The organism is Pseudonocardia sp. T1-2H (genome assembly GCF_038039215.1).
GTDB lineage: Bacteria > Actinomycetota > Actinomycetes > Mycobacteriales > Pseudonocardiaceae > Pseudonocardia.
This window is the reverse complement of record NZ_JBBPCL010000001.1, coordinates 2961709-2977023: the sequence shown is the minus strand read 5'-3', so window position 1 is coordinate 2977023 and position 15315 is coordinate 2961709. Positions and strand designations below refer to the sequence as shown.

Annotated in this window: 16 protein-coding genes and 2 pseudogenes; 5 read left to right on the top strand and 13 right to left on the bottom strand. The window is 74.1% G+C overall.

The window, feature by feature from the left end; genetic code table 11:
* Positions 1–7 precede the first annotated feature (7 nt).
* Positions 8–943: a DMT family transporter gene (locus tag WBK50_RS14860; protein ID WP_341336186.1), complete on the top strand. Its 936-nt coding sequence runs from the start codon at positions 8–10 to the stop codon at positions 941–943.
* A 43-nt stretch (positions 944–986) separates the two neighbouring features.
* The gene (locus WBK50_RS14855) at positions 987–1721 is read left to right on the top strand and encodes an SDR family NAD(P)-dependent oxidoreductase (RefSeq protein WP_341336185.1); all 735 of its coding nucleotides are present in this window, start codon (positions 987–989) and stop codon (positions 1719–1721) included.
* Positions 1722–1726: 5 nt separating this feature from the next.
* Here the strand turns inward: WBK50_RS14855 and WBK50_RS14850 are convergent, their stop codons facing one another.
* The 4 genes from WBK50_RS14850 to WBK50_RS14835 all read right to left on the bottom strand — a co-directional run bounded on the left by WBK50_RS14850 (position 1727) and on the right by WBK50_RS14835 (position 4893).
* A complete protein-coding gene (locus WBK50_RS14850) occupies positions 1727–2428 on the bottom strand; it encodes a BON domain-containing protein (protein ID WP_341336184.1) in 702 nt (233 codons plus the stop codon).
* Positions 2429–2613: 185 nt separating this feature from the next.
* On the bottom strand, positions 2614–3033 hold the full coding sequence (nusB, locus tag WBK50_RS14845; protein ID WP_341336183.1) for a transcription antitermination factor NusB: 420 nt from the start codon (positions 3031–3033) through the stop codon (positions 2614–2616).
* On the bottom strand, positions 3033–3596 hold the full coding sequence (efp, locus tag WBK50_RS14840; protein ID WP_341336182.1) for an elongation factor P: 564 nt from the start codon (positions 3594–3596) through the stop codon (positions 3033–3035). The genes nusB and efp overlap by 1 nt, the downstream gene beginning before the upstream one ends.
* 211 nt (positions 3597–3807) lie before the next feature.
* Complete coding sequence (locus WBK50_RS14835) at positions 3808–4893, bottom strand: M24 family metallopeptidase (RefSeq protein WP_341336181.1); 1086 nt, start codon at positions 4891–4893, stop codon at positions 3808–3810.
* A gap of 23 nt (positions 4894–4916) precedes the next feature.
* Between WBK50_RS14835 and WBK50_RS14830 the strand changes: the two genes are divergently transcribed.
* Positions 4917–5657: an MBL fold metallo-hydrolase gene (locus WBK50_RS14830; RefSeq protein WP_341336180.1), complete on the top strand. Its 741-nt coding sequence runs from the start codon at positions 4917–4919 to the stop codon at positions 5655–5657.
* 55 nt (positions 5658–5712) lie between these two features.
* Here the strand turns inward: WBK50_RS14830 and aroQ are convergent, their stop codons facing one another.
* The 5 genes and pseudogenes from aroQ to WBK50_RS14805 form a co-directional block, all read right to left on the bottom strand.
* Positions 5713–6144, bottom strand: coding sequence for a type II 3-dehydroquinate dehydratase (gene aroQ, locus WBK50_RS14825; RefSeq protein WP_341336179.1), 432 nt, complete (start codon positions 6142–6144; stop codon positions 5713–5715).
* Positions 6141–7236, bottom strand: a pseudogene (gene aroB / locus WBK50_RS14820) (3-dehydroquinate synthase). Before aroB ends, aroQ begins: the two are co-directional and overlap by 4 nt.
* A gap of 44 nt (positions 7237–7280) precedes the next feature.
* Positions 7281–7910, bottom strand: coding sequence for a shikimate kinase (locus WBK50_RS14815; RefSeq protein ID WP_341336178.1), 630 nt, complete (start codon positions 7908–7910; stop codon positions 7281–7283).
* Positions 7903–9111, bottom strand: a complete 1209-nt coding sequence (aroC, locus tag WBK50_RS14810) for a chorismate synthase (protein ID WP_341336177.1) — start codon at positions 9109–9111, stop codon at positions 7903–7905. The genes WBK50_RS14815 and aroC overlap by 8 nt, the downstream gene beginning before the upstream one ends.
* Before the next feature lie 13 nt (positions 9112–9124).
* Entirely contained in the window at positions 9125–9763 is a 639-nt protein-coding gene (locus WBK50_RS14805; RefSeq protein ID WP_341336176.1) for a prepilin peptidase, read from the bottom strand.
* A gap of 155 nt (positions 9764–9918) precedes the next feature.
* Here WBK50_RS14805 and WBK50_RS14800 point away from each other — a divergent pair, with 155 nt between their 5' ends.
* Complete coding sequence (locus tag WBK50_RS14800) at positions 9919–10779, top strand: spermidine synthase (RefSeq protein ID WP_341336175.1); 861 nt, start codon at positions 9919–9921, stop codon at positions 10777–10779.
* 21 nt (positions 10780–10800) lie between these two features.
* Here the strand turns inward: WBK50_RS14800 and WBK50_RS14795 are convergent, their stop codons facing one another.
* Positions 10801–11181, bottom strand: coding sequence for an endolytic transglycosylase MltG (locus WBK50_RS14795; RefSeq protein WP_341336174.1), 381 nt, complete (start codon positions 11179–11181; stop codon positions 10801–10803).
* A gap of 134 nt (positions 11182–11315) precedes the next feature.
* A pseudogene (locus WBK50_RS14790) lies at positions 11316–11738 on the bottom strand (endolytic transglycosylase MltG); the annotation flags it as partial.
* On the opposite strand from WBK50_RS14790, the gene WBK50_RS14785 reads away from it, so the two are divergent.
* Positions 11695–11844 (top strand): hypothetical protein, encoded by a 150-nt coding sequence (locus tag WBK50_RS14785; RefSeq protein WP_341336173.1) that lies wholly within the window; start codon positions 11695–11697, stop codon positions 11842–11844. The pseudogene WBK50_RS14790 and the gene WBK50_RS14785 sit on opposite strands and share 44 nt — an antisense overlap.
* 265 nt (positions 11845–12109) lie before the next feature.
* Here the strand turns inward: WBK50_RS14785 and ruvX are convergent, their stop codons facing one another.
* A complete protein-coding gene (ruvX, locus tag WBK50_RS14780) occupies positions 12110–12544 on the bottom strand; it encodes a Holliday junction resolvase RuvX (RefSeq protein WP_341336172.1) in 435 nt (144 codons plus the stop codon).
* 64 nt (positions 12545–12608) lie between these two features.
* A complete protein-coding gene (alaS, locus tag WBK50_RS14775; protein ID WP_341336171.1) occupies positions 12609–15272 on the bottom strand; it encodes an alanine--tRNA ligase in 2664 nt (887 codons plus the stop codon).
* Positions 15273–15315 lie beyond the last annotated feature (43 nt).

Genomic DNA, 15315 nt, shown 5'->3' with positions numbered 1-15315 from the left:
GGTGGACATGAACGGCACTATGTTGGTCATCGCCGTCCCCGCCGCGATCCTCGGGGCGGCCGGGTTCGGCCTCGCCACGGCCGCCCAGCAGCGGGCGACCAAGGAGGTCGAGGTCGCGCCGACGCTCAGCCCGAAGCTCCTCACGGACCTGCTGCGCAGGCCGATGTGGCTGATCGGGCTGGTGGCCACGATCCTCGCCTTCACGCTGCAGGTCCTCGCGCTCTCGTACGGGCCGATCGCGATCGTGCAGCCGCTGCTCGTCACGGGCGTGGTGTTCGCGGCCGGGTTCTCCGCCCTGATGTCGCGCCGCCGCCCGGACCCGCTCATCCTGCTCGGCGCGCTGCTCTGCGCCGCCGGGCTCTCCGCGTTCCTGCTGCTCGCCCGCCCGGTGCCCAACGGGCAACCCACGTCGATGGACTTCACCACCGGGCTGCCGCTCGCGATCGCCCTGGTCACGGCGGTGGCGGCGTGCCTGATCTACGCGGCCACGTCCCCGCACTGGACCCGGGTGCTCGCCCTCGCCCTGGCCACCGGCATCCTCTACGGGGTCACGGCCGGCCTGGTCAAGGCCGTCACCGGGCAGCTCCGGCTGGGTCTCACCGAGCCGCTGCACCACTTCGCGCTCTTCGGCGTGATCGTGCTGGGGCCCATCGGGTTCCTGCTCAGCCAGAACACGTTCCAGCAGGGCCGCGTGGTGTCCTCCGCGGTCGCGATCATCACGAGCGTGGACCCGGTCGTCGCCGTGCTGATCGGCACGTTCTGGCTGGGCGAGCGGGTGGAGACCACCCCGGCGCTGCTCGCGGGCGAGTGCCTCGCCGCCGTCGTCGTCATCGCCGGGATCGTGTTCATCACCGCGCGCGGCGCGCACCTGCTCCACGAGATCGACGAGGACAAGGGGCACTCCCTGAGCTCCGCCGGTCATCCGGACCCCGCTCCCGGCTGATCCCGCTCGGTCCCGGAGATCGGCGGGGACGACAATCGGGCCCATGAGAATCGCCGACGGGATCGCGGTCGTCACAGGAGCCTCGTCCGGCATCGGGGCCGCCGTCGCGGTCCGGCTGGCCGCGGAGGGCGCCCGGCTCGTGCTGGTCGGCCGGGACCCCGAGCGGCTCAAGACCGTCGGCGCCCGCACCGGCGGCAGGGCCGTCGTCGCGGATCTCGGCACGGGCGCGGGGATCGACGCGGTGTGCGGCGCCGTCGCGGGCACCGGGGTGTCCCTGCTCGTCCACGCCGCCGGGCTGGGCGCGGCCGGCCCCGTCGAGGATACGGACGCCGGCACGACGGCCGAGCTGCTGGCGGTCAACCTGGCGGCGCCGATCGACCTGACCCGCCGCCTGCTGCCCGGCCTGCGGGAGACCGGCGGGCACCTCGTGTTCGTGGCGTCGATCGCGGCGCTCGGGGTGGCGAACGAGGCCGTCTACTCGGCGACCAAGGCGGGCCTGCGCGGGTTCGCGGACGCGGTGCGGATCGAGGTGCCCGGCGTCGGCGTGACGACCGTGCTGCCCGGCGCCGTCGACACGGACTTCTTCCGCCGCCGCGGGGTCCCCTACGACCGCCGCTTCCCCCGGCCCGTCAGCGCCGAGCGGGTGGCGGATGCGGTGGTGCACGGCGTGCTGAACAACCGCACGGAGGTCGTCGTGCCCCGCTGGCTCAGCCTCGGCTCCCGGGTCCACGGGGCCGCCCCCGCGCTCTTCGCCCGGCTCTCCCGTACGTTCGGCTGAACCGGTCAGTTGAAGAACCGCGCCAGCTCGACCTCGGGGACGTCCCCGTCGAAGGGCGTCAGATCGGCGAACACGGTGGCGCCGTCGCACCCGACGTGCAGCGGCCGCCACCGGCGCGGCTGGTCGGGCCGCGAGCAGATGCCCCTGATCGTCTGGGTGTCCAGGAGCCGGACGTGGGTAGGGTCGGCGACGGCGTTCACGTGCCCCCACCAGGGCGACAGCACGTGCAGCACCCCGTCCGGCCGCAGCAGCCGGTGACACTCGTCGACGAGCGGCAGGAAGTCGACGAGGTGCTCGAGGACGTGGACCACGAAGATCCGGTCGGCGCAGCCGTCCCGGAACGGGAGCCCGACCGCCAGGTCGGCCTGCACCGAGATCGACGGGGTGCGCCGCCGGTCCACCCCGAGGTTGCCGGGGTACTGCCGGGTGTCGCCGCAACCCAGGTCCAGGACGACCGGCGTGCGGCCCGCCACCCGCACGCGATCCCAGACGCCGAGCACGCCCGCCAGCCGACCGATCAGCGCCCGGGCCGTCGCCAGCTCGGCGGGACGGTCCACGTCGCCGGTCAGGTGCACCACCCCGCCGTCGAGGCGGGCCTCCAGCCGCAGCCCGCGGACCCGCTGGTCGTGGGCCAACAGCTCGGCGACGGCGGTCTCGAGGTGTTCGTCGCACAACCGGCGGCGACGCGCTGAGGGCGGGGCGCCCATCAGCGCGGGATGCACGTGGACCCTCGGACGGAGTCGATGCTCATGCCGGCCGACTACCCCTGCTCCGGCCCGGCAAACGGCTGGTCGGACGACTCCGCCGGCCGCAGGGCCCGAGACCTCGGGCTCCGGCGGGCGGGGGGCGGCGGGCGGTCACGACCGTTGGTGGCCGCCGCGGGTCAGCACCGTCAGAGCGTGGCGCGGAGGTGCTCGGCGATGTCCGCGATCCGGCCCAGGACGCCGTTGAGGAACCGCGGCGAGTCGTCCGTGGACAGGGTGCGGGCCAGCTCGACGGCCTCGGTGATCGCCACCGGGTCGTCGATCTCCTCCACCCAGAGCAGCTCGAACACGCCGAGCCGCAGCAGCGTGCGGTCCACGGCGGGCATCCGCGCGACGGTCCAGCCCTCGGCGTGCTCGGCGAGGAGCTGGTCGATCCGCTCGCGGTTCTCCACGACCCCGCGCACGAGCAGCGCGGAGTAGTCCGAGACGGGCGGGGCGTCGTCCGTCTCGCGGCGCTGGGTCAGCACCGCGCGCGGGTCCTCGCCGCGCGCCTCGGACTCGAAGAGGATGTCCAGCGCGCGCTTGCGGGCCTTGGTCCGAGCCCGCATCAGGACGAGACGCGGCCGAGGTACCGGCCGTCTCGGGTGTCGACCTTGACCTTCGTGCCGGTCTCGAGGAACAGCGGCACCTGGATCTCGGCACCCGTCTCCAGGGTGGCGGGCTTGGTGCCACCGGTGGAGCGGTCGCCCTGCAGACCCGGGTCGGTGTGCTGGATGACCAGCTCGACCGAGGTCGGCAGCTCGATGAACAGCGGGGTGTTCTCGTGGAAGGACACCTGCGCCACCTGGTTCTCCAGCAGGTAGTTGGCGTTCTCGCCGACGACCGCCGCGGGGAGCGGGATCTGGTCGAACGTGTCCCCGTCCATGAACATGAAGTCCGCGCCGTCGCGGTAGAGGTAGGTCATGTCCCGGCGGTCCACCGTCGCGGTCTCGACCTTGGTGCCGGCGTTGAACGTCTTGTCGACGACCTTGCCGGTCATCACGTTCTTCAGCGTCGTGCGGACGAAGGCGCCGCCCTTGCCGGGCTTGACGTGCTGGAACGCCTGTACCGACCACAGCTGGCCCTCCAGGTTGAGCACCAAGCCGTTCTTCAGGTCGTTCGTGGTGGCCACGTGCGGGTATCTCCTGGTTCGTCGCGGTTCGTCGGAGGAGCGGGCATGCGGGAACCGCACCTGCGAAGACCGGTACGACCGCACGCTGCGGAGTTCTCTGCGGCGGACCACCGATCCCGGTGGGCTCCACCGAGCCGTCCGCAAGGATAGCGCCGCGCTCCGACGGGCGGGGAGGCGCCCGGCCTCCACCGTGTGTTCGAGCGTTCCCGTCCTACAGCTCGACGAGCTCGCGCGTGGTCAGCGTGATCGGCTCCGCCGCGCCCGCCCGGACGACGAGCGTGTCCTCGATCCGCACCCCGCCGCGCCCCTCCAGGTAGACGCCCGGCTCGACGGTCACCGCCATGCCCTCGGCCAGCGCGCCCCGCCCCGACGCCGAGAGCGCCGGCGCCTCGTGGATCTGCAGCCCGACCCCGTGCCCCAGCCCGTGCAGGAACTGCCCGCCGCGGCCCGCGTCCGCGATCACGCTCCGGGACGCCTTGTCGACGTCGGACACCTCGGTCCCCGGCAGCACCGCGGCCCGGCCGGCGGCCTGGGAGCGGGCGACCAGGTCGTACAGCTCGCGCTGCCACTCCGCCGGGGGCCCGAGGACGAGCGTGCGGGTCATGTCCGAGTGGTAGCCGTCGACGAGCGCGCCGAAGTCCAGCTTCACCAGGTCGCCGCGGCGCAGCTGCGCGCCGGTCGGGCTGTGGTGGGGGATGGCGGAGTTCGCGCCGGCGGCGACGATCGACTCGAACGCCGGGGCCTGCGCGCCGAGCCGGCGCATCCGCTCCTCCAGGTCCAGCGCGACGTCGCGCTCCGTGCGGCCCTCCCGGATCCCCCCGGCCGCGATCAGCCCTGCCAGCGCGGCGTCGGCGATCGCGCAGGCCCGGCGCAGGGCGTCGATCTCGGTGTCGTCCTTCACCACCCGCAGCTGCTGGACCAACCCGGGCGCGCGTTCCAGGGTGACGCCCTCGGCCGCGTCGACGAGCACGCGGTGCTCCTCGACGGTGACGGCGTCGGACTCGAAGCCCAGCGCCGCGACGTCCAGCGCCGCGGCCCGCCCGATCAGCGCCCGGGCCGTCGCGCGCTCGATGACCGGCTCCAGGTCCGGCACCTGCGCGGCGGACTGGGTCAGGTAGCGGCCGTCGGTGCCGAACCGGGTCCGGGCGTCGCCGTCGGTGTGCAGGAGCAGCGCGGCGTTGGAACCGGTGAACCCGGTCAGGTACCGGATGTTGACCAGGTCGGTGACCAGCAGGGCGTCGAGCCCGGCCTGCCGGACGAGCGCACGCAGAGCCGTCCGGCGGGACGCGTGAGACATGGTTCCCAGCCTAGGCTGGGCGCGTGAACGCAGGCACCAGCGGCGGTACCGAGGGTCTCTACTTCCGGCAGCTGCTCTCCGGCCAGGACTACGCCGTGGGCGACCCGATCGCCACGCAGATGGTCAACTTCTCCTACCTGATCGGGGACCTCGCGACGCGCGAGGCGGTCGTCGTCGATCCCGCGTACGCGCCCGGGGACCTGCTCGACGTCCTCGAGGCCGACGGGATGCGGCTCACCGGGGTACTGGTGACGCACCACCATCCGGACCACGTCGGCGGCCGGATGATGGACTTCGACCTGACCGGGCTCGCCGAGCTGCTCGGCCGCGCACCGGTCCCCGTGCACGTCCAGCGGGCGGAGGCGGACTGGGTCACCAAGGTCACCGGGATCGCCGCGAGCGACCTCACCCCGCACGACAACGACGACCTGCTGCAGGTCGGGAGCGTGCCGATCCGGCTGCTGCACACCCCCGGGCACACGCCGGGCAGCCAGTGCTTCCTGGTCGGGCAGGGCCACGGCGGGCGGCTCGTCGCCGGGGACACGCTGTTCCTGCAGGGCTGCGGCCGCACGGACTTCCCGGGCGGGGACGTCGAGGCGATGTACACCAGCCTGCAGCGGCTCGCCACGCTCGCCGGGAACCCCGTCGTCTACCCGGGTCACCGGTACTCCGACGACTCCAGCTCGCCGCTGCTGGACGTCCGGAGGAGCAACGTGGTCTTCCGCCCCCGCTCGCAGGAGGAGTTCGTGATGGCCTTCGGCTGAGCCATCTGCCCGCGTCGTGGCTCCACGACGCGGCTTCCCGAGCTACAGGTGCGGGTTACTGCTGGGCGATCCAGCTCAGGGCGAGGGGGTAGCCCTGGACGCCGAGGCCGACGATCGTGCCCGTCGCGACCGCGCTGACGTAGCTGTGGTGGCGAAACTCCTCGCGGGTGTGCACGTTGCTGATGTGCACCTCGACCAGCGGCGCGGTGAGCATCGCGCACGCGTCCCGGACCGCGACGGAGGTGTGCGTCCACGCCGCCGGGTTGAGGACGACCGGCGTGCCCGCGTCCGCGGCGTCGTGCAGCCAGCCCAGCAGCTCTCCCTCGTGGTTCGTCTGCCGGACCTCGACCTCCAGGCCCAGCTCCGCGCCCTTCTTGACGCACAGCTCGACGAGGTCCGCGTACGTCGTCGCGCCGTAGATGCCGGGCTCGCGGGTGCCGAGCCGGTTGAGGTTCGGGCCGTTGAGGACCAGTACCCGCCGGGTCATTCGGCCCCTGCCTCGGCGACGCGCGCGTACGCCCGGGCCAGCAGCTCCGGGGCGGGGTCCTCGAGGCGGCCCGGGTTCGCGAGGCTGTCCAGCACCACGAACCGGAGCTTCCCGGCACGGGACTTCTTGTCGCCCTTCATGGACTCGGCGAGCTTCCGGGAGCGCGTCCGCGTCGTAGGTGACCGGCAGGCCGAGGGACTGCAGGATCGCGCGGTGCCGGTCCGCCGTGGCGTCGTCGAGGCGGCCCGCGGCCCGGGCCAGCTCCGCGGCGAACACGGTGCCGACGCTGACCGCCGCGCCGTGCCGCCAGGTGTAGGACTCGCGGCGCTCGATGGCGTGGGCCAGGGTGTGGCCGTAGTTCAGGATCTCCCGCCGGAAGGACTCGCGCAGGTCCGTGCCGACGACGTCCGCCTTGACCGTGATCGCGCGGCGCACCAGCTCCGGCAGCACGTCCCCGGCCGGGTCCAGGGCCACCTTCGGGTCCTGCTCGACCAGGTCCAGGATCACCGGGTCCGCGATGAACCCGGCCTTGACCACCTCGGCCATGCCGGCGGCCAGCTCGGCCGGCGGAAGGGTCTCCAGCGTCGCGAGGTCGACGAGCACGGCGGACGGCTCGTAGAACGCCCCGACCAGATTCTTCCCGGCGCCGGTGTTGATGCCGGTCTTGCCGCCGACGGACGCGTCGACCATGCCGAGCAGCGTCGTCGGCACGTGCACCACCGCGACCCCGCGCATCCACGTGGCGGCGACGAACCCGGCGAGGTCCGTGGCCGCTCCCCCGCCGAAGCCGACGACCACGTCCGCGCGGGTGAGGCCGATCTGCCCGCAGACCTCCCAGCAGAAGCCCGCGACGGCGAGGGACTTGCCCTCCTCGGCGTCCGGGATCTCGACGCGGTGGGCGTCGAGGCCCGCGGCCTCCAGGTCGGCGCGGACGGACTCCGCGGCGTCGGTGAGGCCGGGCTGGTGGATCAACAGGACGGTGCGGGCCCCGAGGTCGGCGACGACCCCGGCCAGCCCGGCGCGCACCCCCCGACCCACGACGACGTCGTAGGGCCGCTCCGCGGCCACCGTGATCCGCACGGGTTCGGTCATGGGGGAACCCTAACCGGCCGCGGTTCCCCCAGATCCCGGGCGTCTCAGCCCTGGGGGCGGCCCAGCACCGGATCAGGCAGCGGCGAGTCCTCGTGGGGGGTGGGACGGTCGTCCGGGTCCACGGCGTCCGCGGCCGCCGGCGGCAGCTCGTCGGGGCCCTCGCCGAGCGCCGCCAGCACCGCCGCGGCCACCTGGTTCGCGCTCCGGCGCACGGTGTCCACCTCGACCGTCGCGACCTCGCGGTAGAGCGGGGCGCGGGCGTCGAGCAGGGCCCGGAACGTCGCGCGCGGGTTGACCCCGGCGAGCAGCGGGCGCGCGGTGGACATGCCGGTGCGGCGCAGCCCGTCCGCCAGCCCGACGGTCAGCGACACCACCCGGTGCCCGCGCAGCTTCACCCGCGTGGCCTCGGCCAGCACGGACCCGCCGCCGAGCGCCAGCACGCCGCAGTCCCGGGACAGCAGCTCCGCGACGACCTCGCGTTCGAGCGCGCGGAAGGCGACCTCGCCGTCCTGCAGGAACATGTCCGCGATGGTCTTGCCGATCCGCGCCTCGATCTCGGCGTCGACATCGGTGAAGCCGACGCCGAGACGCCTGCCCAGGACCCTGCCGACCGTGCTCTTGCCCGAACCCGGGGGCCCGACGAGCACCAACGTGGGCCGGCCCTGCTCACTCATCCGGCCGCTCCCGGTCGGCCGCGCGGAGCGGTCCGGCGGACTCCAGGTAGGAGGCGACGTTGCGCCGGGTCTCGGCGATCGAGTCCCCGCCGAACTTCTCCAGCGCCGCGTCCGCCAGCACCAGCGCCACCATCGACTCCACGACGACGCCGGCCCGCGGCACCGCGCACGCGTCCGACCGCTGGTGGATGCCGGTGGCCTCCTCCCCCGTCGCCACGTCCACCGTGCGCAGCGCGCGCGGCACGGTGGAGATGGGCTTCATCGCGACCCGGACCCGCACGGGCTCGCCGTTGGTCATGCCGCCCTCGATGCCGCCGGCGCGGTTGGACAACCGCTTGATCGGGTCCCCGGGGATCATCTCATCGTGCGCGGCGCTGCCCCGGCGGTGCGCGGTGCGGAACCCGTCGCCGATCTCGACGCCCTTCATCGCCTGGACGCCCATCAGGGCCCCGGCCAGGCGCGCGTCGAGGCGGCGGTCCGCCTGCACGTAGGAGCCGATGCCGACGGGCAGCCCGTAGGCGATCACCTCGATGACGCCGCCGAGGGTGTCCCCGTCCTCGTGCGCCGCGTCGATCTCGGCGATCATCCGTGCCGTGGTCTCCTCGGAGAACGCGCGGACCGGGCTCGCGTCGACCCGGTCCAGGTCGCCGGGGCCGGGCACGGGCTGGTCCTCCGGGGCGTCGACCGCCCCGATCGCGACGACGTGGGACACGACGTCCGCCCCGAGCGCCTGCTTGAGGAACGCCTTGGCCACGGTCCCGAGCACCACCCGGGACGCCGTCTCCCGCGCGCTGGCCCGCTCGAGCACCGGGCGCGCGTCGTCGAAGCCGTACTTGGTCATGCCGGCGAGGTCCGCGTGCCCGGGGCGGGGCCGGGTGAGCGGGGCGTTGCGCGCGCGGTTGGCGATCAGCTCGGGATCCACCGGGTCCGCGGCCATCACCGTCTCCCACTTGGGCCACTCGGTGTTGCCGATCCGCACGGCCACCGGGCCGCCCTGGGTGAGGCCGTGCCGGATGCCGCCGATCACCTCGAGCTCGTCGGCCTCGAACGCCATCCGGGGGCTGCGGCCGTGGCCGAGCTTGCGGCGGGCCAGCTCGGCCTGCAGCTCCTTGGTGGTGACCTCGACGCCGGCGACCATGCCCTCGAGCACGGCGACCAGCGCGGGGCCGTGGGACTCCCCGGCAGTGATCCAACGCAACACGCCTGCAATCCTCTCACCCCGTACCGAACGACCCGGCCGCCAGGGCGACCACCGCCCAGGACGCGATCAGCATCGACGGCCCGTGCGGCACCTCGCGGCGGCCGCGCCGCAGGAGGACCAGCGCCAGGGTGGCACTGATCAGCGCCGCGAGCACCATGCCGAGGAGCACCGCCGGCCAGGAGACGGCCGCCAGCACGGCACCCACGGGGGCCGCCAGCTTCACGTCACCGGCCCCGAGCGCGCGGGGCGACACCAGGTGGACCAGGGCGTGGGCGCCCAGCAGCAGCGCGGCCCCGCCCGCCGCCCGCAGCACGGCCCCGAACCCGAGCGGCACCAGCAGGAGCAGCACCGCGGGCACCGCCGGCAGGGTGAGGGCGTCCGGCAGCCGCCGGTGCGCGACGTCCACCGCCCCGCAGGCGACCAGTAGCCAGCCGAGCCCGAGGACGAGCGGCAGCCACCGGACGTCCGCCCCGCCCCGCAGCACCACGGCCGTGCCGAGCCCCCAGACGAGCGCCACCGCCACCTCGCACCACGGGGGTGGCACCCGGGCACCGCGTCGCAACCGGGCCAGCAGCAGCCGGGCGCCGTGGCCCGCCACCGCGCCGTCGACCGTCGCGAGGGCCACGATCAGGAGCACCGTCCCGGAGTTCATGCCCACGATGCTGCGGCCGCACCGGGTCGCCGCGCGGACGAATGCGCTCGTTGTGGACAGGCGGGAGGAGATGGGGACAACTCGGGCGTCGCCACCGCGGCCACCGTGACGGAGTCGGTCCCCCGTGGTAACGCGCACCGGGCAGGATGGCGTGGGTGCTCTCCCGACGTCCCGAGCGGACCGCCTCCGCGGTGATCCGCGCCGAGGTCGACCACGGCCTCGCGGAGCTGGTCGGGGACCCGGACCGGCCCCAGGCGTGGACGCTGCTGCTCGACGGCACCGCCCAGTCCCACGTCGACCTCGACGACCCGGAGCACCTCGAGTTCGAGTACGTCCGGCGGATCGCGCACGTCGTGGACACGGTGGCGCCGCCGCACCGGCCCGTCCGCGCGGTGCACCTGGGCGGTGGCGCGTGGACGCTCCCCCGCTACGTCGCCGCGACCCGGCCCGGATCCGTCCAGCGGGTCGTCGACCTGGACGCGGCGCTGATCGAGCTGGTCCGCACCCGGTTGCCCGTGGACGACCCGGGGATCGAGGTGCAGAGCGGCGACGCGCGGGCCCGGCTGGCCGGCATCCCCGCGGGCGGCACCGATCTCGCCGTGCTCGACGTGTTCGCGGGCGCCCGCACGCCGGCGCACCTGACGTCGGTCGAGTTCGTCCGCGACGCCCACCGCATCCTGGCACCCGGGGGCGTGTACGTCGCGAACGTGGCCGACGGCGGCCCGCTGGCCTTCGCCCGCAGCCAGGTCGCGACGGCCGCGGCCGTGTTCGCCGAGCTCGCGCTGATCGCCGTGCCCGACCTGCTCACCGGGCGCCGCTTCGGCAACCTGGTGCTGATCGCGTCCGATGCGCCGCTGCCGGTTCCCGAGCTGACCCGCCGGACCGCGTCCGACCCGTTCCGCGCCACCGTCCTCGACGACGACGAGGCCCGCGCCTTCGCCGGGAGGGCGGAGCCGCGCACGGACCGGACCGCGACGCCGTCGACCGATCCCCCGGCGGGCTTCTTCGGGCGCTGAGCTCGCTTCAGGACAGGCCCTCTAGAACGCGCCGTTGGCGATCGCCTTCCGGACGTTCTCCTGATGCTCCGGCAACGTCGTCGCGAAGCAGGACGTGCCGTCCGTCTGGCAGCGCACGAAGTACTCCCACGGCCCGGGCTCCGGATCGAGCGCGGCGGCGATCGCGGCCTTGCCGGGGGCGGCGATCGGCGTGGGCGGGAGGCCCGTGTTCTGGTAGCTGTTGTACGGCCCGGCCGTGCCACGGGCCTCCGCCGTGGTGCGCAGCGCCTGCAGGTCCAGCGGGTAGTTGACCGTGGAGTCCAGCTCGAGGCGCCGCTCCCCCGCCAGCCGGTTGACGATCGCGCGGGCCACCTTCGGCATGTCCGGCGTGATGCCCTCCTTCTCGGCCAGCGAGGAGAGCACCAGCAGCTGGTAGAGCTCAGGCCGTTGCGGTTCTCGTCCCCGCCCAGGCCGTTCGTCGCGAGCCGGGCGACCGACACCCCCAGCACGGACTTCCACACCTCCGCGGCCGGGGTGCCCGGCGCGACGTCGTAGAGCCCGGGGACGACGAGCCCCTCGAAGCGCCGGCCGGGCTCGGCGCGGGTCACGTCCTCGACGGCCCACGGCGGCACCCCGAGCGACGCCGGGTCCGCCGTCGCCATCGTGTTCCGCAGGTCGTCGACGCTCACGCAGGTGCGCGCCCCGTTGAGCTGCGCACAGGTGGCGGAGGAGATCAGGCTGAGCACGCCCGGCGTGACGGTGCCGTCCGGCGAGCGCGTGTCGTCGAGCTGGACGCCGCCGCGGACCTCCATGCGGCCGACGCGCGACGCGGGATCCAGGATCGCGCCGACGGCGTCCTCGCCGGACATCTTGAGCTTCACCTGGTAGTAGCCCGGCTGCACCGAGCGGATCGCGGCGTTCTCCGCGGCCGCCTCGGTGAAGGCCTCCGGGCTCGCGACGACGCCGCGGCGGGCCAGCATGGTCGCGATCTGCCGGGTGGAGTCCCCGTCGAGCACGCGGACGACGGCGTCGCCCTCGCCGGGGCCGTCGAAGTCGTCGGTGAAGAAGTACGAGCCGAGGAAGTAGGCGCCACCGCCGAACACCGCGCCCAGCAGGACCAGGATCGCCAGCAGGATGAACAGCCCCCGGCGGCGACGGCGGCGGGCCCGCTCGCGCAGCTCGGCCCGCCGGGCGGAGAGCTCCTCCCGCCGGGTGGTGTTCAGCCCGGTGCCGTCCGTCACCGGGGCGTCCACGGCCGGGGCGGCGGGGGCACGTCGCGACCGTTCACGGGCCCGAGCGTAACCAGCAGGTGTCCGGCGGGTGCCGAGGCCCCCGTACGGAACCCGCGGTTTCACCGGGCACGGGCCCCGTCGAGGTAGCCCTGCAGGATGCCGACGGCCGCCGCCTGGTCGATGACGGCCCGTTGCTTGCGCCCTTTCACCCCGCGCGCGCGGAGCTGCTGGGTGGCGACGACCGTGGTCAGCCGCTCGTCGTGCAGCACCACCGGCACCTCGACGACGCCCCGGATCGCCTCCGCGAACTCCAGCGCGAGCTGCGCCGCGGGCCCCTCGCGCCCGGCGAGGGTCCGCGGCAGCCCGACGACGACCTCGACGGCCTCGTGTTCCGCGACGAGCTCGGCCAGCGCCCGCAGGTCGGCCCCGCCCGCCACATCCCGGGCGAGGGTGACGAGCGGGGTGGCGATGAGCCCGTCCGGATCGCACAGCGCGACGCCGACCCGCACCGCCCCCACGTCGACGCCGAGCCGGCGCCCCCGGGTGAACGTCATCGCCGGCACTCGTGGCGCGAACGTGTCGCCACGGGGAACGGGAGCGCCATGAGTGCCGCCGCCTTCACGCCCGTACGGCCTCGCGGAGCGCCTGGATCGCCGCGGGAACCCCGGCCGGCTCCGTGCCGCCGCCCTGGGCGAGGTCCGGCTTGCCGCCGCCCCGCCCGCCGACGGCCTGCGCGAACGTCGGGATGAGCTTGCCCGCGGCGAGGCCCTTGTCCCGGGCCCCGGCGGTGGTGGCCACGACGAACGCGACCTTGCCCGCGTCGTCGGAGGAGAACAGCGCGACCACCCCGGGCTTGCTGCCCAGCCGGCCGCGGACGTCCGAGGCGAGCGAGCGCAGGTCGTTGCCGCCCAGCCCGGGCGGGGCCTCGACGGCGACGAGCGCGGTGCCGTCGAGGTCCTCGGCCCGGTCCGCGAGCGTCCCGGCCGAGGCCAGGACGGCGTCCGCCCGGTGCTTCTCGATCTCCCGCTCGGCGTCGCGCAGCTTCTCGACCAGCCCGTTCACCCGCTCCGGCAGCTCCTCCGGGCGGGCCTTGAGCTGCTCGGCGAGCTGGCTGACCAGCAGGTGCTCCTTGGACATGTGGTCGAAGGCGTCGAGGCCGACGAGGGCCTCGACACGGCGCACGCCCGAGCCGATCGAGCCCTCGGACAGCACCTTGACCAGGCCGAGCTCGCCCGTGCGGCCGACGTGCGTGCCGCCGCACAGTTCACGCGAGTAGTCGCCCATGTCCACGACGCGGACGCGGTCCCCGTACTTCTCGCCGAAGAGCATCATCGCGCCGCGCCGGCGGGCCTCGTCCATCGAGGTCTCGTAGGTCTCGATCTCGCGGTTCTGCTGCAAAACCGTGTTCACCTCGGACTCGATCTCCGCCAGCGCCGTGGGCGAGACCGCGCCGCCCGGCGAGGTGAAGTCGAACCGGAGCCGTCCGGGGGCGTTGAGCGACCCGGCCTGCGCGGCGGAGGTGCCGAGCGCCCCGCGGACCCCGGCGTGCACGAGGTGCGTGCCGGTGTGGGCGCGGGAGATCGCGGCGCGGCGCGCCACGTCGACCTCGGCCACGACGGACGAGTCGACGGTGGCGGTGCCGTTCGTGACGACCCCGCGGTGCACGCGCAGGCCCGCGACGGGTGACTGGACGTCGTCGACGCGCACGGTGAACGAGTCCGACCGCAGCTCACCGGTGTCCGCCTGCTGGCCACCGGCCTCGGCGTAGAACGGCGTGCGGTCCAGCACGACCTCCACGCTCGAGCCCTCGGCCGCGGCGGGGACGGGCTGCCCGTCCTTCATCAGTCCGACGATCGAGCCCTCGGTGGCGAGCTCGGTGTAGCCGAGGAAGCTCGTCGTGCCGTGGGTGTCCAGGACGGCCCGGTAGATCGACGCGTCGCCGTGGCCGACCTTGCGGGACGCGGCGTCGGCCTTGGCCCGGGTCCGCTGCTCCTGCATGAGCGCGGTGAACCGGTCCTGGTCGACCTCGAGGCCCTGCTCGGCGGCCATCTCCAGGGTCAGGTCGATCGGGAAGCCGTAGGTGTCGTGCAGCTGGAAGGCCCGGTCCCCGGGCAGGATCAGCGCACCGGAGGACTTCGTCTCGGCCACGGCCGTGTCGAAGATCCGCGAGCCGGCGGTGAGGGTGGAGAGGAACGCCTCCTCCTCGGCCTCGACGACGGCGGAGATCCGCTCGAACTCCGTCTGCAGCTCGGGGTAGGTCGGGGCCATCTCGTCCCGCACGACCTCGGCGAACGCGCGCAGCACAGGCTCGGTGACGCCGAGCAGGCGGGCCGAGCGGACGATGCGGCGCAGCAGCCGGCGCAGGACGTACCCGCGGCCCTCGTTCGACGGCGTCACGCCGTCGCCGATGATCATCACGCCGGAACGGGCGTGGTCCGCGATCACCCGGAAGCGGGTGTCGTCCTCCGGGTTCGCCCCGTACCTGCGGCCGGAGAAGGCCTCGGCGCGGGCGATGACCGGGCGGACCAGGTCCGTCTCGTAGACGTTCGCGACGCCCTGCAGCAGGTAGGCGACGCGCTCGACGCCCATACCGGTGTCGATGTTCTTGCTGGGCAGGGTGCCGACCGGCGGGTGGCCGAGCTTGGGGCTCAGCTCGCCGCGCTCGTCCTGCATGAAGACGAGGTTCCAGATCTCGAGGTAGCGGTCCTCGTCGACGACCGGGCCGCCGTCCTTGCCGTGCTCCGGCCCGCGGTCGTAGTAGATCTCCGAGCAGGGGCCACCGGGACCGGGCACGCCCATGTCCCAGTAGTTGTCCTTGCCGTCGCGGCGCTGGATGCGCTCGTCGGGCAGTCCGGCGATGCGCTTCCAGAGCGCGATCGCCTCGTCGTCGGTCTCGTAGACGGTGACCCAGATGCGGTCCGGGTCGAAGCCGAACCCGCCCGACGCCTGGTCCCCGGTGACGAGGTTCCAGGCGTGCTCGATCGCGCCGGCCTTGAAGTAGTCCCCGAAGGAGAAGTTGCCGGCCATCTGGAAGAACGTGTTGTGCCGGGTGGTACGGCCGACCTCGTCGATGTCGCCGGTGCGCACGCACTTCTGGATCGACGTGGCGCGCGGGTACGGCGCCGGGACGTCGCCCAGGAAGTACGGCTTGAACTGCACCATGCCGGCGTTGACGAACAGCAGGTTCGGGTCGTCGAGGATCAGCGACGCGCTGGGGACGCGGGTGTGGCCGGCCGCGACGAAGTGGTCGGTGAAGCGGCGGATGATCTCATGGGTCTGCACGGGAGTGATCTCTCCGGATCAGGAGGAGGAACGGACGCGACGA

Bases quoted from the DNA above. Each gene is read 5' to 3' on its own strand.
- nusB (WP_341336183.1), bottom strand. From the start codon at position 3,033: ATGCGGGCTCGGACCAAGGCCCGCAAGCGCGCGCTGGACATCCTCTTC.
- WBK50_RS14815 (WP_341336178.1), bottom strand. From the start codon at position 7,910: ATGAGTGAGCAGGGCCGGCCCACGTTGGTGCTCGTCGGGCCCCCGGGT.
- aroQ (WP_341336179.1), bottom strand. From the start codon at position 6,144: ATGACCCGGCGGGTACTGGTCCTCAACGGCCCGAACCTCAACCGGCTC.
- WBK50_RS14855 (WP_341336185.1), top strand. From the start codon at position 987: ATGAGAATCGCCGACGGGATCGCGGTCGTCACAGGAGCCTCGTCCGGC.
- ruvX (WP_341336172.1), bottom strand. From the start codon at position 12,544: ATGACGTTCACCCGGGGGCGCCGGCTCGGCGTCGACGTGGGGGCGGTG.
- WBK50_RS14850 (WP_341336184.1), bottom strand. From the start codon at position 2,428: ATGGGCGCCCCGCCCTCAGCGCGTCGCCGCCGGTTGTGCGACGAACAC.
- WBK50_RS14805 (WP_341336176.1), bottom strand. From the start codon at position 9,763: ATGAACTCCGGGACGGTGCTCCTGATCGTGGCCCTCGCGACGGTCGAC.
- WBK50_RS14860 (WP_341336186.1), top strand. From the start codon at position 8: ATGAACGGCACTATGTTGGTCATCGCCGTCCCCGCCGCGATCCTCGGG.
- WBK50_RS14835 (WP_341336181.1), bottom strand. From the start codon at position 4,893: ATGTCTCACGCGTCCCGCCGGACGGCTCTGCGTGCGCTCGTCCGGCAG.